The 22,372-nt window shown below is 54.6% G+C and carries 14 protein-coding genes; 3 read left to right on the forward strand and 11 right to left on the reverse strand.

The genetic code is table 11. The annotated features are described in order from the left end of the window. Window positions 1-173: 173 nt before the first annotated feature. The 9 genes from H6650_13520 to H6650_13560 form a co-directional block, all read right to left on the reverse strand. On the reverse strand, window positions 174-986 hold the full coding sequence (locus H6650_13520) for a class I SAM-dependent methyltransferase (GenBank protein ID MCB8953022.1): 813 nt from the start codon (window positions 984-986) through the stop codon (window positions 174-176). Further along, window positions 983-2,305 (reverse strand): cytochrome P450, encoded by a 1,323-nt coding sequence (locus tag H6650_13525; protein MCB8953023.1) that lies wholly within the window; start codon window positions 2,303-2,305, stop codon window positions 983-985. The genes H6650_13520 and H6650_13525 overlap by 4 nt, the downstream gene beginning before the upstream one ends. A gap of 17 nt (window positions 2,306-2,322) precedes the next feature. Next, complete coding sequence (locus H6650_13530) at window positions 2,323-2,757, reverse strand: ester cyclase (GenBank protein MCB8953024.1); 435 nt, start codon at window positions 2,755-2,757, stop codon at window positions 2,323-2,325. A gap of 12 nt (window positions 2,758-2,769) precedes the next feature. Further along, the gene (locus H6650_13535) at window positions 2,770-4,176 is read right to left on the reverse strand and encodes a SagB family peptide dehydrogenase (protein ID MCB8953025.1); all 1,407 of its coding nucleotides are present in this window, start codon (window positions 4,174-4,176) and stop codon (window positions 2,770-2,772) included. Between the two features lie 245 nt (window positions 4,177-4,421). Continuing rightward, window positions 4,422-5,792, reverse strand: coding sequence for a cytochrome P450 (locus H6650_13540; protein ID MCB8953026.1), 1,371 nt, complete (start codon window positions 5,790-5,792; stop codon window positions 4,422-4,424). A 203-nt stretch (window positions 5,793-5,995) separates the two neighbouring features. Beyond that, the gene (locus H6650_13545; GenBank protein ID MCB8953027.1) at window positions 5,996-8,254 is read right to left on the reverse strand and encodes a TOMM precursor leader peptide-binding protein; all 2,259 of its coding nucleotides are present in this window, start codon (window positions 8,252-8,254) and stop codon (window positions 5,996-5,998) included. Window positions 8,255-9,015: 761 nt separating this feature from the next. After that, a complete protein-coding gene (locus tag H6650_13550) occupies window positions 9,016-11,097 on the reverse strand; it encodes a radical SAM protein (GenBank protein MCB8953028.1) in 2,082 nt (693 codons plus the stop codon). Between the two features lie 96 nt (window positions 11,098-11,193). Then, the gene (locus H6650_13555) at window positions 11,194-11,460 is read right to left on the reverse strand and encodes a hypothetical protein (protein ID MCB8953029.1); all 267 of its coding nucleotides are present in this window, start codon (window positions 11,458-11,460) and stop codon (window positions 11,194-11,196) included. A 195-nt stretch (window positions 11,461-11,655) separates the two neighbouring features. Further along, window positions 11,656-12,060, reverse strand: coding sequence for a hypothetical protein (locus H6650_13560; protein ID MCB8953030.1), 405 nt, complete (start codon window positions 12,058-12,060; stop codon window positions 11,656-11,658). 304 nt (window positions 12,061-12,364) lie between these two features. Here H6650_13560 and H6650_13565 point away from each other — a divergent pair, with 304 nt between their 5' ends. The 3 genes from H6650_13565 to H6650_13575 all read left to right on the forward strand — a co-directional run bounded on the left by H6650_13565 (window position 12,365) and on the right by H6650_13575 (window position 16,422). Beyond that, window positions 12,365-14,530, forward strand: coding sequence for an NACHT domain-containing protein (locus H6650_13565; GenBank protein MCB8953031.1), 2,166 nt, complete (start codon window positions 12,365-12,367; stop codon window positions 14,528-14,530). A gap of 62 nt (window positions 14,531-14,592) precedes the next feature. Next, window positions 14,593-15,504 carry an ABC transporter ATP-binding protein gene (locus H6650_13570; GenBank protein MCB8953032.1) on the forward strand — a complete coding sequence of 304 codons (912 nt, stop codon included), beginning with the start codon at window positions 14,593-14,595 and terminating at the stop codon, window positions 15,502-15,504. 150 nt (window positions 15,505-15,654) lie between these two features. Next, window positions 15,655-16,422 (forward strand): ABC transporter permease, encoded by a 768-nt coding sequence (locus tag H6650_13575; GenBank protein ID MCB8953033.1) that lies wholly within the window; start codon window positions 15,655-15,657, stop codon window positions 16,420-16,422. Window positions 16,423-16,635: 213 nt separating this feature from the next. On the opposite strand, the gene H6650_13580 is transcribed toward H6650_13575, so the two are convergent. Next, entirely contained in the window at window positions 16,636-19,212 is a 2,577-nt protein-coding gene (locus tag H6650_13580; GenBank protein MCB8953034.1) for a lantibiotic dehydratase, read from the reverse strand. Window positions 19,213-19,394: 182 nt separating this feature from the next. After that, window positions 19,395-22,364: an NHLP bacteriocin export ABC transporter permease/ATPase subunit gene (locus tag H6650_13585; protein MCB8953035.1), complete on the reverse strand. Its 2,970-nt coding sequence runs from the start codon at window positions 22,362-22,364 to the stop codon at window positions 19,395-19,397. Between the last annotated feature and the right edge of the window lie 8 nt (window positions 22,365-22,372).

The raw sequence follows: 22,372 nt of genomic DNA on the forward strand, positions 1-22,372 counted from the left end.
GCTCTCTGGAGATTGGACCCATTTCACGCGCGCAATGTCCATTTTCACCAGAGAAAATTAGTCCAATCTGGCTTAGGACTGACGATGAAATAAAGCACGGAATTGCATCGTCAGTTTGCAGGAACGGTCAGGAAACAACGTCGTTGTCTTATTTGATTTCCGTTCCTGGGCAGTTACCCTTTTTCACCACAGGCGATTAAGCCTACCATCAACACGTAGGCGTCGGGCGCTGCCTGGAATTTGTGATACAAGGCGTGCGCCGTGGCATACTCCGACAATGAGATTTGGTCGCTCTTCAGGGAGCGCAGCAGGCGGTTGGGATCAAGTTGGGGGAGAAATGGCTCCAGGCCCAGGTCGTCGCTGTGGTAAACAAACGCTTCCAATTCGACGTTGACAAACCCGGCGGCTTGCAAGGTGCGCCAGAGGCGGCGACCAATGCGCCGATTGCCGCCGCGTCGGGCCTGACCCGTCTTGGCGTAGATGGCTTGCAACTGGGGGAAGGTCGGTTCGACAATGCCCCAGAGCGCGGCGTCGATGTCGATGATGGCTAATTTGCCGCCGGGTTTGAGCAGGCGCAGGGTCTCTTTGGCGGCGGCGAGGGGGTCCGTGAGGTGTTGGAAGAGGTAGCGGGCGATGGCGAAGTCGTAGGTGTTGTCTGGCAGGCCGGTGTCGGTGACGGATGCCGGCACATACGTCACCCGCCCATCGTCCACCCCGCCCAGATATTGCGCCGCCCGCGTCAGCATCTCCCGATCTGCGTCCAGAGCCGTGATCGGACTCGTGGGTAGCCCATGCAGCAGTTGTTCCGTCACAAAACCCGGCCCGCTGCCCAACTCAATCACATTCAGCCCATCCCGCAAGCCCAGCCAGCCCAGCAGGCGTGCTTCCCGTTCCCAACTGATCAGCGTTTGCACGCGCAGCCGCGCCAACTCGCTGTCGGCGTCCTGATTTTCCTGATCGAACTCGTAAGAGGCGGATACGCTCATGAGATTGGATGGAGAGTCATGGGCAGCCCGTAATGGGGACGCAGCGTCACCAGGGCTTCGGGAACAACGGGATGCGCCGGCGCGAGACGCAGCCGGAACCGCTGGTAAATCATGGCCAGAACCAGGTGCGCTTCCACGCTGGCGAAGTGTTTGCCCAGACACAGGCGCGGCCCGCCGCTAAAAGGTAGATAGGCAAAGGTGGGGCGTTCGGCCGCTCGTTCTGGCCGGAAATGTTCCGGATCGAATCGCTCCGGGTTCTCCCAATAGCCTGGATGGCGGTGCATGGCGTAGGGGCTGACGGCCACCAGGGAGCCGGCAGGAATGTGGAAGCCGCCTATCTCGTCGTCGGCCACCGCCACCCGCGAAAGCAGCCAGATGGGCGGGTACAGGCGCATGGATTCTTCGATAATCATCCAGGAATAGGGCAAATGGGGCAGATCCTCAATCGTCGGCGTGCGGCCGCCGAGGACGGTGTTCAGTTCTTGCACCAGCCTTTCTTCGATTTCTGGGTGCTGGCTCAAGAGGTAGAAGGTCCAACTGAGGGCCTTCGCCGTGGTTTCATGTCCTGCCAGGAGCAAGGTGAGTACCTGATCGCGCACCTGTCGGTCATTCATGCGATAGCCCGTTTCCTCATCTTGCGCGACCAGGAGCATGGAAAGGAAATCTCCCCGATCTTCGGGGTGCAGCCGCCGTTCCTGAATGATCTGATGCACAATTTGTTGGATTGTGATCAGGGCGGAGCGGAATTGTCGGCGCACATCCATATTCGTGGGATCGAAGTGCCCCATGGATTCGTTGAGGACTTCCACGGCGCGACCAAACACGTCCGCCTCACTGCTGACGTCATAGCTGAACAAGGCCCGGGCCACAATGCGCAGGGTAAGCTGGGTCATTTCCTTGACCATTTCCAGCGGTTGGCCGATTTGGGTTTCCCATTGGTCCAGCATGAGCGCGGTGAGGTCGGTCATGAGCGTGCCGAAGGCCTCAATGCGCTTGCGGTGGAAGGCGGGCTGAGCCATGCGTCGCTGCTGCAGCCACGATTCCCCTTCGCTGGTGAGGATGCCTTCCCCCAGCATGGGCTTGAGCATCATGAAGTCGGGCGTGCCTTCTTTGGTGTAGTTGCGGTGGTTGTCCTGCAAAACGCGCTTGACGTAGTCGGGATGATTGACCAGGGTGGCGGCCCAGCCATCAGCGCGGTAGCGGACAATGTCGCCGTATTCCCCGGTGATGCGCATGATAAATTGCAATGGGTCGCGGCGAATCTCTTGGACGGCCAGGTCTGTCTCTGGCCCTGGCGGATGTTTTTTTGCGGAAATCACGTTACCACCCCGTTTTTTTATGCAGCAGATGGCGTGTAGAGGCCAAGCTGTTGCAGCATGGTGATCGTATCAAAAACGCCCCAACGTTCGACGATACGCCCTTCGTGCAGGCGGAAGATGTCTATGCCGTTGGCCTCGAACTGTTTGCCCGTGGGGGCGTGTCCCAGGAATGTGCCCTGGTGCGTGCCACTTGTTGTGGTGCGGGCCGTGACGAGGTCGTCGGCGACGATGAGGGCGTCGATATGGTTGTGGATGTCGGGGAAGCCCCGGCGGAACATGAGGAGGATGTGTTTGTAGGGGGGCAATCCTGCCGGCATTCCTCGTGTATGATGCACGAAACCAGGCGATACCAACGTATCCAACGCGCGCAGATCGCCGTTGTTGATCGCCTGATAATAACCGCGGACCACGGCTTCATTTGTTTCCGACACCGTCATGCCATCCTGATTCATTGCCATTACCCGTCACTGGCTACCCAGAACAAACTCCCCAACCAGGGATTCCGCGTAAGGGTCCAACCCTACTGTATTCTTGAACAGTTCCGAATTCCCGCCGCCCAACGCGCAAGGAGCCAGCCCCATTGCCGTTGCCACCAGGTACATCGTCTGAAACAGAATCCCCACATTCTTCAAGATGAGCGCGTAAACAATGGATTCATACTTCCATTGCAGACGTTGGAAGCGAGCCGTGATCCCAAAATAAACTTGCGGTTTCGATTTGCGATCCGCCGTAATCCAGGCCAGATTCAGCAGGATATTCATCATCTCCGGCGGTGCATCCAGGCGTGACAGCGAATGCTCCAGGGCATTGTAATGATACACGCCCGCCGCCAGTCCCTCGCATTGGTCCACAATCGGATAAATTTCCAGTTCGTGAATGGCCCCGCCTCCGGGATATGGGCGTAGTCCTACTTCCTGTTCGCCCGGCGGCACGGGTATCACAAACTTGAAGCGAGCTGTGCGGTAGAGGAACTCCCCTAACTGGTCCACCGTTAGTGGCTTTTCTCCATACTCGCGGATGGATTTGCGCTGCTCCATCACTGCCGTGAAGGGGACGTCATGCGCCTTTAACTGTTCCAGGTCTGGTTTGTACAGGGGGATTACCTCGCCCGGCATGTGCGGCTTGACCAGTGGCAGCGGATCGAACTTGTCCCGCGAGCGGTAAGTGCCGCCATACGGGTTGTTGTGTCGCCCTAATCGGCTGCGCATGTGGAACAGCATATCGTGGAAGTCCCACTGACCCAGGGTGGGGTTGATTTCTTCGCCGGTGTTTCCTTCCTTGTCCACCGTCGTGAGGGCTTCGGCGTTCAGGAGGAAGGTGACGAACATCGTGGCGACATCTTCGGGAACAAGATCGGTCAGGTCGGCGCAGGATTGGGGTTGGGCCAGTTTCGCCAGCAGGCCGGCAGCCCGGCTGTCATGCAAAATAATCCTGGCGTATCCTAATGGGGATTCCAGGACCATCTGGTTTTGCATGTTGTGGGAATAGGCGAAATGGGAGAGGACGTATTGCGCTTCTGGTCGGGCGAGGTCTGGACGAAAACGATAATGGCGAGCTACGGGCGTAATGGTTGCCAGCGGCTCTCCGTCCAGGGTGAGTGTATGGCACAGCAGGCCATAGTCCACCAGTCGTTGCGCATATTGTTGAAAGAGCATAATGCCGGCAGGACCATCTTTGGTGATAGCCAGCGCAGCCAACGCTGATTCCGTCGCGCCCTCCGCGCGCAGCCTGGCAAACACATCCGCCATTCCCGGCGATGGCTTGCGCAAAACCAAAGGGCCTCCCTCGGATGCACGAAAAGCCAGGGAGCCATCAGGAAGTTCCATCGGAGGAACGTCCGCGCGCAGAGATAGTACAAGCTGTGATTTCATGGGCAAACTTGCTCCTTTGTGGCTGTTCGCAATTAGGTTGGCGGAATTGTGCGAACAGCTTGTCACTAACCGTCCGTAAAAAGCGTGAAGTTATTTTCGGACGGTTACTTTGTTACTGCTTGGGTTCTTGGAAAGACTCGTCAGGTTATACCTGCGCCAGGGAACGACTCTCATAGATAAGAATCGCTCATTTTTCGTCATTCGTTTCGTTAGGTAACGAGAGGGTTAACCGTTCCTATTTTTCGTTATTGGTTTCGTTGGGCTATCACACGCACACGAAAACGGTCATCCGGTCGGGGTGACGGCTTCAGTTCGATGTTCAATTGATAGCTGGGAGGGTCGATTTCCAGGTGGACTGTATGCAGCAAGGTGGCCATGGTCAACATGATGAGGGTTTCGGCAATGCCGGCACCGAGGCAAATATGTGTTCCCAACCCAAAAGGCGCATAAACCCCCGATTGCAAATGTTCTCGGCGACCCTCGCCATACCGATCGATATCGAACTTGTACGGTTCTGAAAAATGCTCCTCCAAATGGTGCGGCACAGCCCCGGCCACAATCAGGTTATCCCCTTGATCGACCCGATAACCGGCAAACTCAAAGGGGTGTGTGACTGTCCCCTGAATGGCCCCGGCCACCGGATAGAGGCGTAAGGACTCCATCGCGGCGTAGTGGAGCGAATCCAGATTCTTTATCGCGGATGGGGTCAATTGTCCGGCGGAAAACGCCGCATCTACGTCAGCCGTCACCCGCGCCAGGATGTCTGGGTTGTTGAGCAGAGAATAGAGCATAAAAAGGCACGTATGTGCCGTGGAGTCTAGCCCGCCGATGTACGGCCCCAGAACGGCGATGCGCAGCTCCTGGGGAGTCATTAACTCTGGGTTTTCATCCAGAGCCGCCAGCAGATCATCCACCAAGTCGGGTTCCCGAACACCTGGTTTCTGGAGACGATGAGCCGTAATGATCTCGTCGGCCAATTGCATCACGCGCGCTTTTGCTTGCAGGTATTCAGGTCGCTGCAGAATTGATTTAGGCTGCAATTGTGATAGTGTCGTCAAGACAATCGAACGTACCCACAGAGTAAGGTCTTTCCAATAGTCGCCCGTGTGATACGTTAGCACGCCCCAGCCCAATTGCTCGGCGATGATGGGAGCCATGAAGTCGGCGGCTATTAGCATTTGCCCTGGTCGCCATTGCCTGGCAACTTCCCGCACAATTTCTATCAGCTTGGGAAAGTGCGCATAGAGCGACGAGCGGGCATAGCCTGGTTTCTGCAATTTGCGGAGATGGTAGTGCTCCTCCCCAGACAGACTGACCAGCGTCTTGTTAATTCCAAACTCATCATTTTGCTCGCGGCGGTACTCCTCGGCGTGAAAATACTCCCGCCCATCCCGCGACATAAACTGATTTGCTTCCGCCCCGGCGATCACGATAAATTCCTCGTTCGCGCGGCGGAAGCGGTAAATGGGTCCGCTCCGGCGGTAATTCTCTAAAAAAAACGCGGAGATTTGACCCAATTTTTCAAATGCTTCTCCAGACAGTGGCCGCAACTGTATAAGGGGCGGCCGCGGTGCATCACTCTGACCGCTTCTCCAGGTTATGGGCTGATTGATCATAATGTTCTACCTTGAGGGAATAAAAAACAGGCACAAGCGGCGTAGCTTTGCCCTATCGCATTTAGGGTTCGTTTCTCGTTGACCGTGGATTTTCACGAACCCTTAGGGCGCATCGGTTAATAGAGGCTTCGCTCGGGAAAGGACGGATGCGCGGGAAGGGTTCCTGCCTGTCGGAAAGTCCAAAGTTGATTTTGCACAGACCCTTAGAAGAAAATGGAAAAAGGATTCATCGCTGTTTCGGGAATGGGAGCGTCCAACCATCCCAGTTTTACAGGCACATCGTAGAGTCGTCCTGGTCCCAGGCGACGCCAGAAATGACGCAATCCGGGTACAATCACGCGGCACACTTGCATTCCAACATCGGGCAATGTTTGGTCTAATACGAGTGTTTCCATGCCGGCATTGCCGGCAATTGCCACACAAGTCTCCACATCCTGTCGCAAATCGTTGCTGTCCAGGCGCGTATAATCAGCGGCCGTCTTCATTGGCAGCCGCTCATCGGGAGCCAGATAACTTTGTTTCTCAATCGTCGCCTGCATCAGCCAATCCATCGTGTCCTGATCGTTGACAAAGTATTTCGTACTGCCATCAGGATTGGAACGCGAAACGGATGGCAACAATTGGTTTACCTCCGTTAGCGCACGTAGCAAGGCAATCTTCGCGTCCAGATGTGCCCCGAAACCCACGATGATGTCTTGTACTGCCTGGTCCACCCGCGCCGAGACAGCCGCAAAAATCGGAATCCCCAGGTCCGTCGTGATGTCCAATACCCATAGACTGCGCCGGTGCGCCTGGTAATATTCTTGCAGCAAGCTGTAATAGGGTAGCTCAAAGCTGAGCACATCCACAGCCGGTCTGCGGATGGCGTTGTACCACCACAAAGCCACGCCATCTCGCTCCACTAACTCCAGAAAACCCTGCAAGATCGCCTCTTCCATGGTATTTCCGGTTGCACAGCCATTGGCATCCGACCCGCAGTAGAAATACGATAGTTCGGGATGTCCATAATAGCAATAGACCGTGGGTACGTAACGAAAAGCACGCTTTGTCAGCGACCATATCGGCGACCAATCAATCACCGCATTCTGGTCAAATTGGTTCGGAACCAGATGGAAATTCGTCGTACACTGCGCATTCCAGGCATCCCGGTTCGCATACTGCGATTCGCTAAACAATAATATGTCCTGCAAGTGAAGGGCATCGGGAGCCAACTCTCGGTAGCTGCTCCGTATGCTCACCACCTCTTCGCGGCGATAAACACCAGAGTAACGCTCAATAGCTTCGCCAATCGCGCTGACCTTTGCCTGCGTGTCCGTCATACCCTTGCCGCCACTGCGCCCACGCAAATTGCGCCGCAGCATGGCCATGTCATCTCGCGGTAAAGCAAAATTGTGTCCGGCCGCATAACTGTAAGCAATGCCGCTCGTATCGCCCGTCATGTTCACCAGAGAGCTAACCACGCCCAGAATTGGGCTAATATGATGCTGTGTCCGTGCCAACGTCTCTTCGGGAAACAATGTGCGATGTCCCCCGTCAGCCATGAATTTCTTCTTGCCGCTGCTAAGTTCAATGATTTTAGGTTGACGATAATGGGCTTGAAATGTGGGGTCGCCACAAGCCGGGCATTGTGGACGGCGCACTAATGTGTGTTGCTGCGTCTTCGCGGACAAAACATCAAAGGTAAGCAACTGTCCCTGTAAATGGGGGGGAGGGCCTTGTACAATCCAGCGGACAATTTCCGTCGCCGCCAGATTAGCCCCCATCTGCACCGCGGAATCCAAAGCAGAGCGGGAAGTAAGGAGGGGGCCTTCCTGCCCAATCTTGTTCAGTACGTAGGATTCCACCTGGCGATTGCCCTGGATGCGGTGCGCCATACAGGCCCAGCACCCTGTTGCGCCCGGATGCAGCAGCGGTCCGATCCAGATCAAATTTCCTACCAGTTTGACCAGCAGCCACGGCCGCCCCGCGGCCAACATCTCCTGGTTAACCGCTTCCAGACCCGGTTGCAGGTAGTCATCCGTGACCGCCACCAGGAAAGCGTCCTTCCCCCCGTTCCGGAGCGCGGCATCATTGTCGTTTCCTTGCTCCACCGCGATGCCCATGCCCGACAACGCCGTGATCAGAGGAGAAGCATTGGCCGCGCCAAATGTTTTGACAACAACGGAGGTTTGATGCAGGCGTTCGGTGGCTGTTTGTGCTTCCACCCCTAATGTTTGCCAAAATGCCGCCTGCTCTGGGGGTATGGATTCATCAGCTTCCACCAGGTATCCCCTGGCCTGCAACTGCTTGATAGCCATCATAGCTTCCACCATGGAAACCTGACCATCCAAACGTCCCAACAAATCAGAAAGCGTGTGTTGGCCATTTAGCAAGGGAGCCAGATGCTTGTAGACCCGTCCGGTTAAGACATCGTAGCCGGTTTCGGTCAACAAAAAGACCATATCTGGTTCCACGACGGACATGTGAAAACATTGTTTGAAACTAGGCCTTATCAATCTGCTGATACCTCATGAAGAAACTGTGTCAAAAACGCAACTATTCATGACTACCTTCCCGGAAACTGTTTTGATGCGCCACGACTTGAATGACGAGACGCTTTGGGCTTGAAATCAGGTTTCCGGGAAGATCTCTTGGTACACATACCCTTGAGGCTGAATAGTCGCCCAAAGACAACATGACAAAGGGGAGATCTCGCATTTCTAAATGTGCCGCCCATCCCTTAAGAGCAGGGAGAGACCGAGGGATGCTGCTCTGATCGCCAATTTTTGAGAATTCAGGTAACTGCTAAGGACTGACGATGAAATAGAGTACGGAAGTGCATCGTCAGTGTGCAGGAACGGGAAGGAAACAACGTCGTTGTCCTATTTAATTTCCGTTCCTAAGCCAGATTGGACCAATTTTCTCTGGTGAAAATGTCCATTGAGTACATGAAATTGGTCCAATCTCCAGAGAGCGTTTTCAGTAGGAATGTGCGATGCAACTCTCGATCCGAACAATCACGACTTCTCGACGGCGTTTGCTGATTATATCAAATTCAAGTGACCGCGGTATTAATTCCCAATGTCTGTGGCAACTCGCGGAAAAATGGTGACCATTCGGTCTCAGAGGTACATAACAGCTTCCGAGAAGGTAGTCGTGAATAGCATGAAAAATGAATAGACCTGGCTTTTTGACAACAAGAGCCAGGTCTTTTGCGCTTGCTTGCGAGAAGTAGATTCGGAGTTTACATGCTCGCGGGTTCTAACGCGGGAATACTCGCAGGTGTTTTGCTTTTCACCGGGTAGAGATAGTCGCTTCGTCGATATTCACGCATAACGATATCTTCACACCAACTGTCCCAGGTAAGCCAAACCGTACTGGTCCGGTCCAAGACATGAACGTGATCCCCTTTATTCAGGATGGCGGTTTCTCCGTGGAGTACCTTTTGACAATAGTCCCAAATGTCGTAGGAAAGTGTCAGGCTCATGTCCCTGAATATAAAAGGCAAACGGATCAAATTGCGATTCAATGTCAGCGCCTCTTGCAGCACCAGCGGATCGTACGGTTCCGTCCGGGCTTCCATCAAACGCTTCAAGATGCCTTCGGCTTCCTCATAGAAAGCGTCTAGCTTGTTCTCCATTGCCAGCCATATGAAGGCATATTGGTGCATCGGCCACCAGATATTTAACCATCGCTCTTCCGGCATGTATTCCGGCTCACCTGACTGATTTGCGGCAGCTCTGGCGGCAAACATCGCCTTGATTTTGGCTAATGTGGGATGTTCATCGTCGTTGATCGCAATGAAGGCTTCCAGCAAATCACGATAGGAAACGTTGTACACGCCATTTAAGATTACGAATGGAATCTGCAATAGCCGATTGAAATGCAGTAGTTCTACCATCCAGCTCAAGACTTTGGCCTGCCGCCATATGTCCGGTGGCATGGTATTGGTCGCTACAACAGTGTTGATGTACTCCTGGACTTCCGTCTGCGCGTTTCGTTCAAGGCTGTCATACTCGTGAATGATGGGAACGGGCACGTGAACGACGCCATGACGTTTTTGGTAGGCCGGATCGCCCATTTCCGCATTGGGCAATAGCGAACAGTTGTAGAATGCGATTCGGTTGTGCTGACCATTCTGCAAGACCTGGGCAATGCCATTAGCGAAAGTATCGTACGTTTCACCAGGAAGACCTAGAATAATGTCCGTATACGTGTCAATGCCATCGCGCGTATAACGGCGCTGCAATTCGCGGAATGAATCCAGTGATATATTGTCTCGCTTGATATTTCCCAGCGTCAGCGAATCAAGGGACTGCATCGAAAGCGTTACGCCGGCTGAGATGATTTGGGAGAGCGTTTTCTGTATCTTGTAGGTCCGTTCAGTAGCATTTTTGGCGTTTTGGACACTAACGGCCAGGTAATTGTTGTATCTGCGACTGGCTTCTACCAGATATTCAGCAAGTTCCAGGTCGCGCGGCAAAATGCCAAAATTGGCGTCGCAGACAAAGACATGATTGATGCCACGTTGGGCAAACCACTCTATTTCCGCCTTTAGGCGCTCCATGTCAAAACGATAGACTTTGCTGGCGACCGCGGATCCCCAGTCGCAGAAGGAGCAGGAAAAGGGGCATCCTCGATTTGTTTCCCACATGACTAGCCAGCGGTGCTGTGGATTGGCGGCCATCAAGGGATCGAACACGCCTTCCAGGTAAGGGGACGGAATAACGGACAGATCCTTCAAGCGATTGATGCGTGTATGGGTTACAAAGCTCCCATCTTCTTGAAGATAACTGATTGAAGGAATGGACTCCCATGAACGTGCTGGTAGGCTTTCTAAAACGGAAAGGAATACCTGTTCGCCTTCACCGTGGCAAACCAGGTCCACAAAGGGATTCTCGCGTAAGAACTGTTCCGCGTTATCCGGGACTTGTGGGCCGCCAAATATGATGATGGTATCGGGCTGTTGACGTTTAAGGGCCTGGGCTATGGCCAAGGATAGCCGGATGTTCCAAATATAGGCGCTGAATCCGACGATATGCGCCCCACGCAATTGTTCCGCGGCTTCATCTGCCGGCATTGGACGATATATCGGCAGCAAAAATTCATAGCGTTCCGGCTGGGGGCTGTACTTTTGCGTATAGGCCTGTAATAAACCAACCGAGTAAGGTAAATAGACCAGAGATGCAGGGGGAGTAAAGCTAGGTTTCAGAACGGGAATCCCGTTCTTCATAAACCATTGTTGCCTCTGGCGGCGTGTCCAAGTCAGCTCTCCAATTTGAACTAAACCCACTTTGATGACTGGCTGCATTGGATCAAGCGGCATGATTACTCCTTAGGGCGCATTCGAAAAATAGTGAAGTTGTCGGATGCGCTTGAAATGACCTTTGTCCCTGCAAAACAGCGGGTTGTTTTGAGATGGTCACGTAGGCAAAATGGCGTTGAGGAAGGCCCACAGCCCCACAAAAATGAGGAAAAGCGGCCACATTTTCGCCCATTCCAGGCCGAACAGAAAGATAAAGGCAGCCGCGGCGATCCAGACACTTGTCAGCACCATGCGACGTGCGGAGCGGGTCCAACGATTCGCATTGGTGCGCAGGCGCCAGGCATTAACCATCATGATCACGGCGGGGACAAGGATAAGCAAAGCCCACCATCGATCAAAGGTGAAGGATGTCAGATTGCGCACTAAGAAGATTAGACCTACCAGGACTAGCCCCGCCCCACCCCATAGAGCATAGTTGGCCGCTGCGGTTGGTCGATTTCCAGCCATAAATCACCAGTGCATAAGAGCAGAATTGCCCTCTAAAGAGAGGGCATTTCTACAGAACTGACCGCAAAGAAAACCACCTCGAAGGGTGGTTTGTTTAGACGAAAAAGAGAATCACGTGCAGCAGCAGCAGGGGGTGCAGCAGCAGCAAGAAATATCGATCCCGGCAGCTTCTTCCAAACCACCGGCGACGGCCATCAACTGGGAATCCGCCAGTTCGATATTTTCAGGGGACCAGCCTTCCGGCTTCATGGCGACCAGGAGATCATAGGAGCCGGTCTGGGCGCCTTTTTCCCACAGTTCAATCTGGTCTTCGATAGCGCCGCGGCCAGAATCCTTGGATTCGATCGTGATCACATTGACGCGCGCATCTTCATTGATGCCGATGCCCGCCTCACGCAGGACAACGACCGGCTCTTTCACCAGGCGATGGAGAAAATCTTCATCGGCCCAGCTCATAGCCACAACATTGGCATACCGCTGGAGAAAATCTGACTTTGCTTCGGGGGTCTCAAACATAACAAAAACTCCTCTTAAATATATGGGGGGTGGAGAAAACGGGCAGAGTCTACAAGCACTCTTCTCTCTTACTCACCAGGTTATCTGCTTCACTTCCTTGTGGAAAAGCGAAGGTTTCGTGCCAGATCGTGATGCCGCGGGATAGCCTCACAGTTTGCTACCTACAAGTGAGCAAAATATACTTGCAAGTAAGTCGCAATCTTGACCCTGGCTTGTAAGACCAACATGATTGTGTTGTTGACTACATTGCTTGTTGACAGCTTGAGGTTATTATATCTCCCTGGTGTGAGCAAAACGTGAGCGTATGGCTATGTTTTTGAACTTATCTCTTCTCGGACCACCACAAATGAGTCTTAATGAGCAATCTGTCACCCATTTTCATTTTGATCGGGTACGCGCGTTGCTCTTCTACCTGGTTGTTGAGGCTTCGACTGTTCATGATCGCACAGCGCTGACATATCTTCTCTGGCCAGACCTGCCTGCTCAGAGTGGTCTGCAAAATTTGCGACAGGCCCTTGCCGCGTTGCGGCGGGTTTTGCGAGAAAATCAAAATAAGACACCTTTTCTGGAAGTGACGGCCAAAACAATCAGTTTCAATTCGCAAGCTGCTTTTTTTCTTGATTATGCGGCCTTCAACGAGCATCTGGAAATTGTTCGACGCCACCATCATCGGCGGCTGGGCGCTTGCCCGGTTTGCATGAAGCGCTTGCAGGATGCCGTGGACTTGTATCGAGGGGAGTTCTTGGCTAATTTTGGGGTCGAAAGTGCGCCTTTTGAAGAGTGGATGATGATTAAGCGAGAACGTGCTCATTTGCAGGTTCTTGAGGCTTTGTCGGAACTGACGGACCATCATCTTCGCTGCCACAATCCTGCCAAGGCGATTGCCCTGGCGCAGCGTCAGTTGGCGCTGGATTCTCTAATTGACGTGGGCCATCATCAACTGATGCAGGCCCTGGTGGCTAATGACAGGCGCAACGCCGCCCTGATTCATTATGAGCGGTATCGTAAGTTGTTGTCTAAAGAGTTGGGTGTTTCTCCACCACGGAAGACGCTGGATTTGTATAAGCAAATTGCCGGCAACACCTGGCAAGACGTGACTCCCATGCCGCCGCACAATCTACCATCCTCAATTGTACCTTTTATTGGCTATGAAGCAGAACTGACCTACATCGCGGAGCGATTGGCGACCTCTGATAGTCGTCTCCTAACGCTCACCGGGCCGGGTGGAAGCGGTAAAACATCTCTGGCTCTTCAAGCCGCCTGGATGGAGACCCCCCATTTTAAGGACGGTGTTTTTTTCGTTAACCTGAATCAAGCCAAACCGGGTCAACTACAGGAGATTATTGCATCTACGCTACCTATTCCTCTGGCAGAGCGCGTTGTCATGCCCAGTCACCCGTGGGCCTGGCTGCGAAGCAGGGAGTTGCTACTGGTTCTCGACCATTTCGACAACCTGATTGGACAGGCGTCTTTTTTGTTGCGCCTCTTGCAATTAGCGCCCAATTTGAGCATTTTGGTGACCTCGCGGGAGTGGCTAAAATTGCGGGGAGAAACGGTACTGATGGTGAGAGGCCTGGACTGTCCCGTGGAGGCTGATGTGGAACAGGTTGAGCAATTTAGCGCCGTTCGTTTCTTCATTGAATGTGCGCGGCGATTGGCCCCTGATTTTTCACTGGACACGCCCGCGGACCGGCAGGCTGCCATTCAGTTGTGCCGGCTTTCGGGGGGATTGCCCCTGGCTTTGCAATTGGCGGCTTCCTGGATAAACATTTTTTCGCTTCCACAAATTGTGCTGCAAATTAACAGAAATCTTGACTTCCTGACAAGTCCGATCCATAATCTTCCCCAACAGCAACGTAGTATGATTGCTGTTTTTCTTTCTGCCTGGCGGCAACTTTCCCCTCAAGAACAGCAAGCTTTTTGCCGGCTCTCAGTGTTTCCGAGTGGGTTTACCGTGGAAGCTGCTCAGGTAATAGCCCGGGCAGCACCATCTGTGCTATTGGTGCTACAAACCAAGTCCTTGCTGCACAACGTCATACCCGAGAAGCAACGACAATCTCATCTGACAACCGGTCAATCTGGTCGTTTTGAGATACCGGAATTGTTTCGGCGTTTTGGTGTTGAGAATCTGCAGCAGCATTCCAATCTGGCTCCCAAAATGCAGTACATGCGTCATAGCCGCTATTACCTGGACTTGCTCCATCGGCAGATAGAAAGGTTCGCGAGTGGGGAGGAGAGTCATTTCCTTGCGGCTATTCGCATTGAGTTGGAAAACATTCGACAGGCGTGGCAATGGGTTATTAACCAGCAGGACTTTCCACGGATCGCTCAAGCTCAGTCCGATCTGGTGAGGTTCTACACGGCTGTCGGCGAGTATGAAGAGGCAACGCGGATCTTTGACCAGGCGATGGAAAGTCTGGCTGCCGCTGGTCTACAAAATACCTCACCTCGGCCCACAGAACCAAACTGATGGGGTGATGGGGCGTTGGAAAACAAGACGATGATCATCGTTAACACTTGAGGATGGGTTGTATGGAATCGGTTGTACAGGCTGAGCATTTACGTAAGGTGTATGGTTCAAACGTTGCAGTTCAGGATATTTCCTTTACTGTCCACAAAGGGGAGATTTTTGGGATTTTGGGGCCGAATGGTGCCGGCAAAACCACGACTGTGGAGATGATAATGGGGTTGCGCCAGCCAACGAGCGGCTCCGTGCGCGTCCTGGGCTTCGATCCGCGGCGTCAGGGACACGAACTACGCCAGGTCATTGGGGTCCAACTCCAGCAAGCTTCCTTGCCCGATCGCTTGAAGGTTTGGGAAGCACTGGATCTGTTTTCTTCTTTCTACAAGAAGTCCGTGGATTGGCGTGGCTTGCTGCAAGAGTGGGGGCTGGAAGAGAAGCGCAATACCGCATTTGGCCGCCTTTCTGGCGGGCAAAAGCAGCGTGTTTTTATTGCATTGGCGTTGGTAAACGATCCCCAAGTGGTCTTTCTGGATGAATTGACAACGGGCCTGGACCCGCAGGCCCGCAGACACACCTGGGAACTGGTACGCGCGGTGCGGGAGCGGGGGAAGACGGTCGTTTTGGTTACGCATTTCATGGATGAGGCGGAAAACTTGTGTGATCGATTGGCGATTGTGGACAAAGGGCGCATTGTGGCCCTGGACACGCCTCAGGCCTTGATTCGGCAGGTGCAAGGGGAAAACCGCGTACGTTTTACCGCCAACGGCCAGTTCCAAGTGTCTATGTTGGAGACAGTGCCCAGCGTCAGCCGCGTCACGCAGTCGGGCAATGATGTGGTTGTATATGGGGATGGCGCTTTGTTGGCGCATGTGGCCGCCAGGTTGGCGGAGTTTGGCATTGCCCCGGACGACTTGCACGCCGACCGGGCCAATTTGGAAGATGTCTTCCTGGCCTTGACCGGCAACGACATCAGAAACTAGCAGCAGTGCCCCGGTGGGTTCCCTGCGCTGGCGTGAGTGACACGAACCACGAGAATCGTGGTCTGCGAAAGGGTTAAAAGTTAATGGCGTGGCTGTTCACCGGCTCAAGATGTCATGCGTTTTCCTGACACGTCGCGCCTGAATAGGTATATGCCGGCATCATCTGGAGGAAATAAATCCGTGCGCGCCTTTCTCAAAATGACATGGATCGAAATCAAGCTCTTTGTGCGTCAACCCGTTGGGTTCTTCTTCACCTTTGCCTTTCCTCTGATTATCTTATTCATCTTTGGCAGCATTTTTGGCAATGAACCTGTCGCCGATTTTGGCGGTAGGGGCACTGTGGACGTCTCCGTCCCTGGCTACATTGGCATGATTATTGGCACACTGGGCATGATCGGCCTGCCTATCAGCCTTGCAACCTATCGTGAACAGGGTGTTCTACGCCGATTCAGCGCGACCCCGTTGCGGCCAACCGTGGTCTTGGGCGCGCAGGTGTTGGTCAATCTGCTCATGATGGCCGTGGGTGTGATCTTGCTGGCCGTTTTGGGTATAGCTGTTTATCATCTCCAACTACCCAGCACCCTTTTCCCGGTCATTGTAGGCATCATCATCGGCAGTGTTAGCTTTTTCGCCGTTGGCTTTCTCCTGGCCGGGCTGGTCGGTACGCCACGAACAGCCCAGGCCGTGGGCATGGCTATTTTCTTCCCGATGTTGTTTCTGGCGGGCGGCGCTTTGCCGCGGGAACTCTTCCCTCCTGCCGTCAGACGGGTGGGCGATTTCCTGCCCCTGACTCACGTCGTCAACCTGATCCGAGATTTGTGGTTTGGCGCGGGGTGGAATATGGTTGCCCTGGCGGTGCTGGTTGGTGTATTTGCAATCAGTGTGGTGGTGGCCGTACGCACGTTTCGCTGGGAATAGCGGCAACCTATCAAGCGCAGCCAACGACGTCGCCGTTTATTTGTGGACGCGCCCTAAGGAACGGAAATCAAATGAGATGACGAAGTCATTTCCTTACCGTTCCTTCAAACGGGCGATGCAATGCACATCTTGTTTCATCGCCCATTCAGATGTCTTGACGGCGGCAAATCTCTTTTTTGCGCCCGATGGTGGGGGAGCAGGGCAGCGCGTCCGTCACGGTGAGGTTGTCTGCCCGTTGATGTCCAGCGCTACCAGGCGGAGTTCGCTTGTGTAGCGTTGGCCTTTGGCATCGATTAACCAGGTTTGGTCGAGACGGGGCAGCATTTCCGCAATGGTAAAAATGGGGTCGGCCTTTTCATCTTGAGCCACGCGGCGAATCATTTTCGCCATGATATTGACGTAGACGGGGCTGTCGAAATCCACGTAGAAGGGTTTTCGTTCCACGGATACCCGCCCAAAAGCAAAACGGGGTATTCCCCTCGCCTGTGCCCATCGCCGTGCTTCGAGAAAACGTGTTTCCTCATCTTTGATGTTGGCAAAAGGGGCATCGCCCACGTGGATTTGCCAGGACTCACGCGCCACGACGAGATTGTCTATGGTTATGCGCGGCATGTAGCCATCACGCCTTGTTGCCTCGAAGGGATCCGAGATACCGTCCAATAAATAGGTAAGCGTCAGGGTAAAGGCTTCCAGAAGGTCAAACCGCAACTGTCCATCTCGAGATTGCAGAATCAGGCGACCATTGTCTTCGGTGATCACCATCGTGCCGATTGGGACGATTTGGGATGGATCCGCGGCAATGGGGTCCCGGCCAAATGCCAGAAAGTAGCTGTGGTCTGGCAGAAGGGCGCGGTGGGTGCGCGTCGTCATAAAGGGCCAGTTTTTGGGGATAGCATAGGTCAGGTGGGTGCCGGATAAATCACTGGTGATGGCCTGGAAGAAGTCTTGTGGCGAAGGGTGCTGCGCCAGCCAGAAAGCGGCGCCGAGCGTGTTCAGGGTTGCGTGAATTTCGCCCAATACCAGTTGGTAATCGCCGCGCTGAATAGCTTCCAGACTGTCGGCGACGATCATAACGTCGGGGCTGTGGTAGCGGGCATAGTCCCAGCCGCTGTGGGGGGCGTCGAACGCGGCCAGGATGGCCGGGCGAATTGTCTGGCTGTCATAGTGGACGCGGTTGGTTTGTGCCGGCATTCCCAGAACCTCCGCCCACTTTTGCTGATAAAGCCTGCTGACCACACTCGAAGCCGACGTCTCTTTTTCCATCAGGTGTGGTTGAACCCGAGCCGCAAAATCAAACGCACTGATGACGTTTTTTCCCCTTTCCGCGCTCATTTCCGTATACACCGTCCAAAACATGTCCCGTATGCGTTCGGCGACCTGATACGCAAACCAACGCGCACTCGTCAACAGCAAAGACAACGGCGGTCCCAAAGATTGCAAAAGCTCCGGGCCTAAATCCAACCGCACATCCCGCCGACAATCCTCATAAACGAGCGTGCGTCCGCTATAAATCTGCCCGTGGGCGCGCGTGGGCGCGGTAGACGTCAGGCGGCTAAAGGTCGTTTCCAGGTAACCCAGCGCACGATCTAGCTCGAAAGGATCGCCAGCCGCCGCCGCTACCCCATCACGCGCTTCTTCCAGTTCATCCAACGCCGCCAGCGCCGACTGTCGCAGTGCCTCATCCTCAATTTGCCCTAACAGTCGGCGCAATCGACGTTCGGGAAAAGGTTCCAATGGAATCTCAAATTCCCACACAATCAGCTTCTTTTGCCGCAGCTCTTCCAACGTCGCCCAGACATCCTCCTCGCTTTGGAGACCCTTTATGTTCCGTTGCAATAACTCCTGAGCCAGTTGCCGCGCGGTATGTTGTCCGTCGCAGGCTTGCAGAACGGCGGCGGTGCTTGGGGAAAGCCACATTGGTGGGCGCGAGGGAGCCAGCAGCAGATTACCTTCCAGATCAAAAAAGGGCAGGCGGCGCGGATTCATCCAGGGACGCAAGGCTTTGTTCTGGCCGATTGTTTGCGCCAACGTATCAATGCACCAGCCTTCAAAGTAGACTGCCCGTTTCTCCAATAGATCACGTCCCGGTTCCGCCGTGATCGTTTCCCCCTCATCGCCCCATCTGGCCCATCCCACCGGACCGAAGAAGCCTATCGTGTCATTCTTGGCGCAGTATCGCTGGAGATAATTGGCGATCAATTCTTCTTGCTGGCGTTGTTTCTTGTTGCGCTGCCCCGTGCCATCATCATTCAACAGATTCAGGATACCGCTGTGTAAGGCCTTCCGATTTTGCCAGGTCACGGCCTCACGAAAATGGGGATCGGCAGGAACCTGGCGGATCGCTTCCGAGATACGCTCAAGCCCGGCGGCAAACGCGCGGTGATAAGCCTCCTGGGCGCGCTCCTGCCGGGCGATAGCTGCTTGCAGGGCATCCAGAGCGGACGCAACTTCGGCGTCCGCTGGCGCTGTGGGCAGTCGCCCTTTTTTCAGGCTACGTAGAGCGGTGAGCAGCGGTTCGCGCCGGGCGTCGTTTTCCCATTCGCCCGCGTCCCGCAGATCGTCCAGGGCTTTGTTGACCAATGACAGGGTCAGCGTAGATGCCTGGTCTACTTCTGTATCGGTCGCCAGAACGGCATCGGCGGCTTCCCTTGTTCGGGCGTCAGCCAGGGCCAGGAGGCCGTCGGTAGGGAAGCCTGTCCCCCGCAGCCCGGTCCACCGCCATAAAGCCCACTCTCCGCCGGGCATGGAAATCAGGTGGTGGGGCAAAGATTTTGTGTTTTGACTCGTCACGGACATCATGGTTCCTTGGTAAATAAATCCGACACACCCGTTCAGGCGCGGTCTTGCTATTCCAACAAGCGTGGCGCACTTCGTCGGATGCCGGCACTGCTTTGATCCGGTCCGGTATAAGGCAGATACTATATGAAACGGAAAAGAACACGAAGGAGAAGATAGGGGACTCGTGACAATTCTTAGACGATTTGCCGGCGGGCCAGTTCGGCAAACGGTCCGGGCTGCCGCATTAATTCGGCGTAGGAGCCGGTCTGAATAATCTCCCCTTTGTCGAACACGTAGATGCGGTCGGCGTTGATAATTGTGCTGAGACGATGCGCAATGACCACACGGGTAGCTTTCAGCCCTTCCAGGCTGCGGCTGACGATGTCCTGGGTCCGGTTATCCAGGGCGCTGGTGGCTTCATCAAAGAACAACACGCGGGGCTTGTTGATCATGGCGCGGGCAATGAGGAGTCGCTGCCGCTGCCCGCCGGAGAAATTGCCGCCCCGTTCACTGACGACGGTGTGCATACCCATAGGCAGTTGGCTGATGTCCTCTTCAATGCCGGCCATGCGCGTGGCTTCCCAGGCATCTTCGATTGTCAGATTGGGCGCCGAGCCGATCAGGTTGGTGTAGATGTCGCCGGGCATCAATGTTGCGTTTTGCAGCACGACGCCTACTTGACGACGCACCTCCTGCAAATCCAGGTCAGACAGATCCTGGTTGTCGTAATAGATACCGCCGGACTCGGGTTGGGCAAAGCCTAGCAACATGCGCAGCATGGTGGACTTCCCGGAACCGGAAGGGCCTACCAGGGCCACGAATTCACCCGGCTTGATGTGCATGGAGACGTCTTTCAGCACCATGGGGCCATCAGCCTTGTAGCGGAACGAAACGTGATTGACTTCGATTTCGCCCGTCAGTTCGCCGGGATCGCGCTTGCTTTCGTCCACCTCGGGCATGGCTTGCAGGATGGGCTGCATACGCTCGTAGGTGGGAATAATGCCCAGGACGTGTACCAAGATGGCCCCCAACATGAACCAGGCATTGAAGAATTGGATAAAGGCCAGATTGAAGGCCAGAAAGTTGCCTGTGTTGAGGGTGGACTGGCTGGAAAGCCCGACCATGGCGAAGATGACGAGGGAGGTGATCAGGGGGTAGGCGGCGTTGTAGGCGGCGAGATTGTTGGTGATGGTCCGTCCTTTGTAGTAGCGTCGTTTCTGTTCGACGAATCCTTTGGACCAGAGGGAGAAGGCGTGATGTTCGGCCCCGGCGACGCGAAATTTGATGACGCCGGTGAGGAGTTGTAGGACTGTGCCGGCAACTTTGCCCTGAATTTCCTGCAATGCCCGTTGTGAGCGCACGTTGTAGATGCCGGCAATCAACGTCACCCCCAAGGCCACCAAAACCAGCAGAATACCAATCAACGCCAACTGCGTCGAATAGAAAAACAGAAGAACCAGATTCGTGACCGAAAAAAGCGTGTTTAGAATGATGGTCAAAATGTAGCCGGACAACATGCGTCGGATGTCGCTGAGACCCATCGCCCGGGTTCCCAGATCACCCGCCGAATAACGATGAAAGAAATCCGTAGGCAGGCTGAGCAAACGATCCCAGATCGCCGCTTGCAACACTGCATCCATTTTGCTTTGTACTCTCAGGATCGCCACGCCCCTGGCGATCTGAAAAATGCCGACAGTCAGCGCCAACATCAGAAGACCAATGCCAACCTGTACCAGATTGCTCACGTTAGCTTCTGGGATGTATTCGTTGAAAATGCGTCCTGTAGCGATGGGCGTCACCAGCGCCAACAGAGACATGCTCAAGCCCAGCACGAAAACGGATACCAGGTCGCGGCGGCTGTGCTGAAAACCCAGTTTGACCAGGTCTTTCAGAGCCAGCGGGCGGTTAGGGAATGGCCGATAAAAGGAAAAGGCGATTGGCGAGAGGGTGTCCGCTACTTCACGAGTGACCGGCGTGCGCGTGTTCTCCGCCGGGTCCACCAGATCATAGCCGCGGGCGGAGGTCGGCAGCAGGGCAACGGGGCGCTGCCCGCGGGTGAGCGCCAGCAAAGGTCCACTGTCGGTGCGCCACCATTCGTCGCGCAGCCCCACCTCGCGCATACGCAAGCGGGACGCCTTGACGATGTATTTGAGCGCAATCTCGGGAGGTTGGCCGCGGGCGGCTCTGGGGTGGGGCTGGATGTCCAGGTTCATCGCTTTGCCCACCAACTGGCAGGCGGTCAAAATGGCTTCCTGCGTATCTCCGGCGACAGCCGCGGGCAAGGCGGCGTAATCTTGCGTCAGAGGCAGGGTCAGATGCCGCAGTGTCGTTTCCATGATGGTTTTGCGCGATGTGGCTTTTTCTTCCAGTCGCCTACGTTCGACCAGCGCCTCTTCACCGATATTGTAAATGATCGCCTCGCGCACAAGGTTGTGGAAATGGGTCAGGCTTCGCCATCCGTCGTCCTGTTGGCTGAAGGTGTCGGTGTCAATGACCTGTAGCCGCACTTCGTCTTCTGGGCGCAGCCATGTATGGCTGGTCAGGGGGAGGAAACTATCGCCATTTACCCAACCCAATTCTGGCCTGTCCATCAACTGCACCTGTCCTTCCAGGCATTTAACCCACAACACGCCCTTCTTGGGCAGGGCTACCTGTTCGTCGGTGAGATGGACTTCTCTTGCTTCTTCGTCTGTTTCGAGCAAGACATATTCTTTGGGAACGATCCCTTTGACAATGCCCAGGGAAAGGCCAATGACCCAATCATTGAGCATGGCGCTTACCAGGTTGCTGTATTCCAGGCTGGTTGCCAACTGCCAGAGGCGCGTGCGTGGCATTTGCAGCAGACGTGTGCCGGGTGTGCCGCTGACCAGCAATCCCCACTCAGTTCCCGTGTCTCTGGGCATGTCCAGACCAAAGAGAACCTGCCCGACGCCGCTGCGAAAGAGGTGACGGCGTGTGCCGGTGACGTGGCCGTTGGCAACGGGGACGGCGAACACGTCTATCGTGCCTGTGTACACGACCCAGGCTGTCGCGGGGTTGTCCAGCAGAAGCGGCTTGTTCCCTTCTACTTCCACCAGCTTTCCTTCTTTGTAGCGCAAACTGAGCAAGAAAAGCTCGAAGTTTTCAATCTGACTGACCTGCGTTTCAATCGTGTTTGTAGACATAGTTTTGT

Source organism: Ardenticatenales bacterium (genome assembly GCA_020634515.1).
Classification (GTDB): domain Bacteria; phylum Chloroflexota; class Anaerolineae; order Promineifilales; family Promineifilaceae; genus JAGVTM01.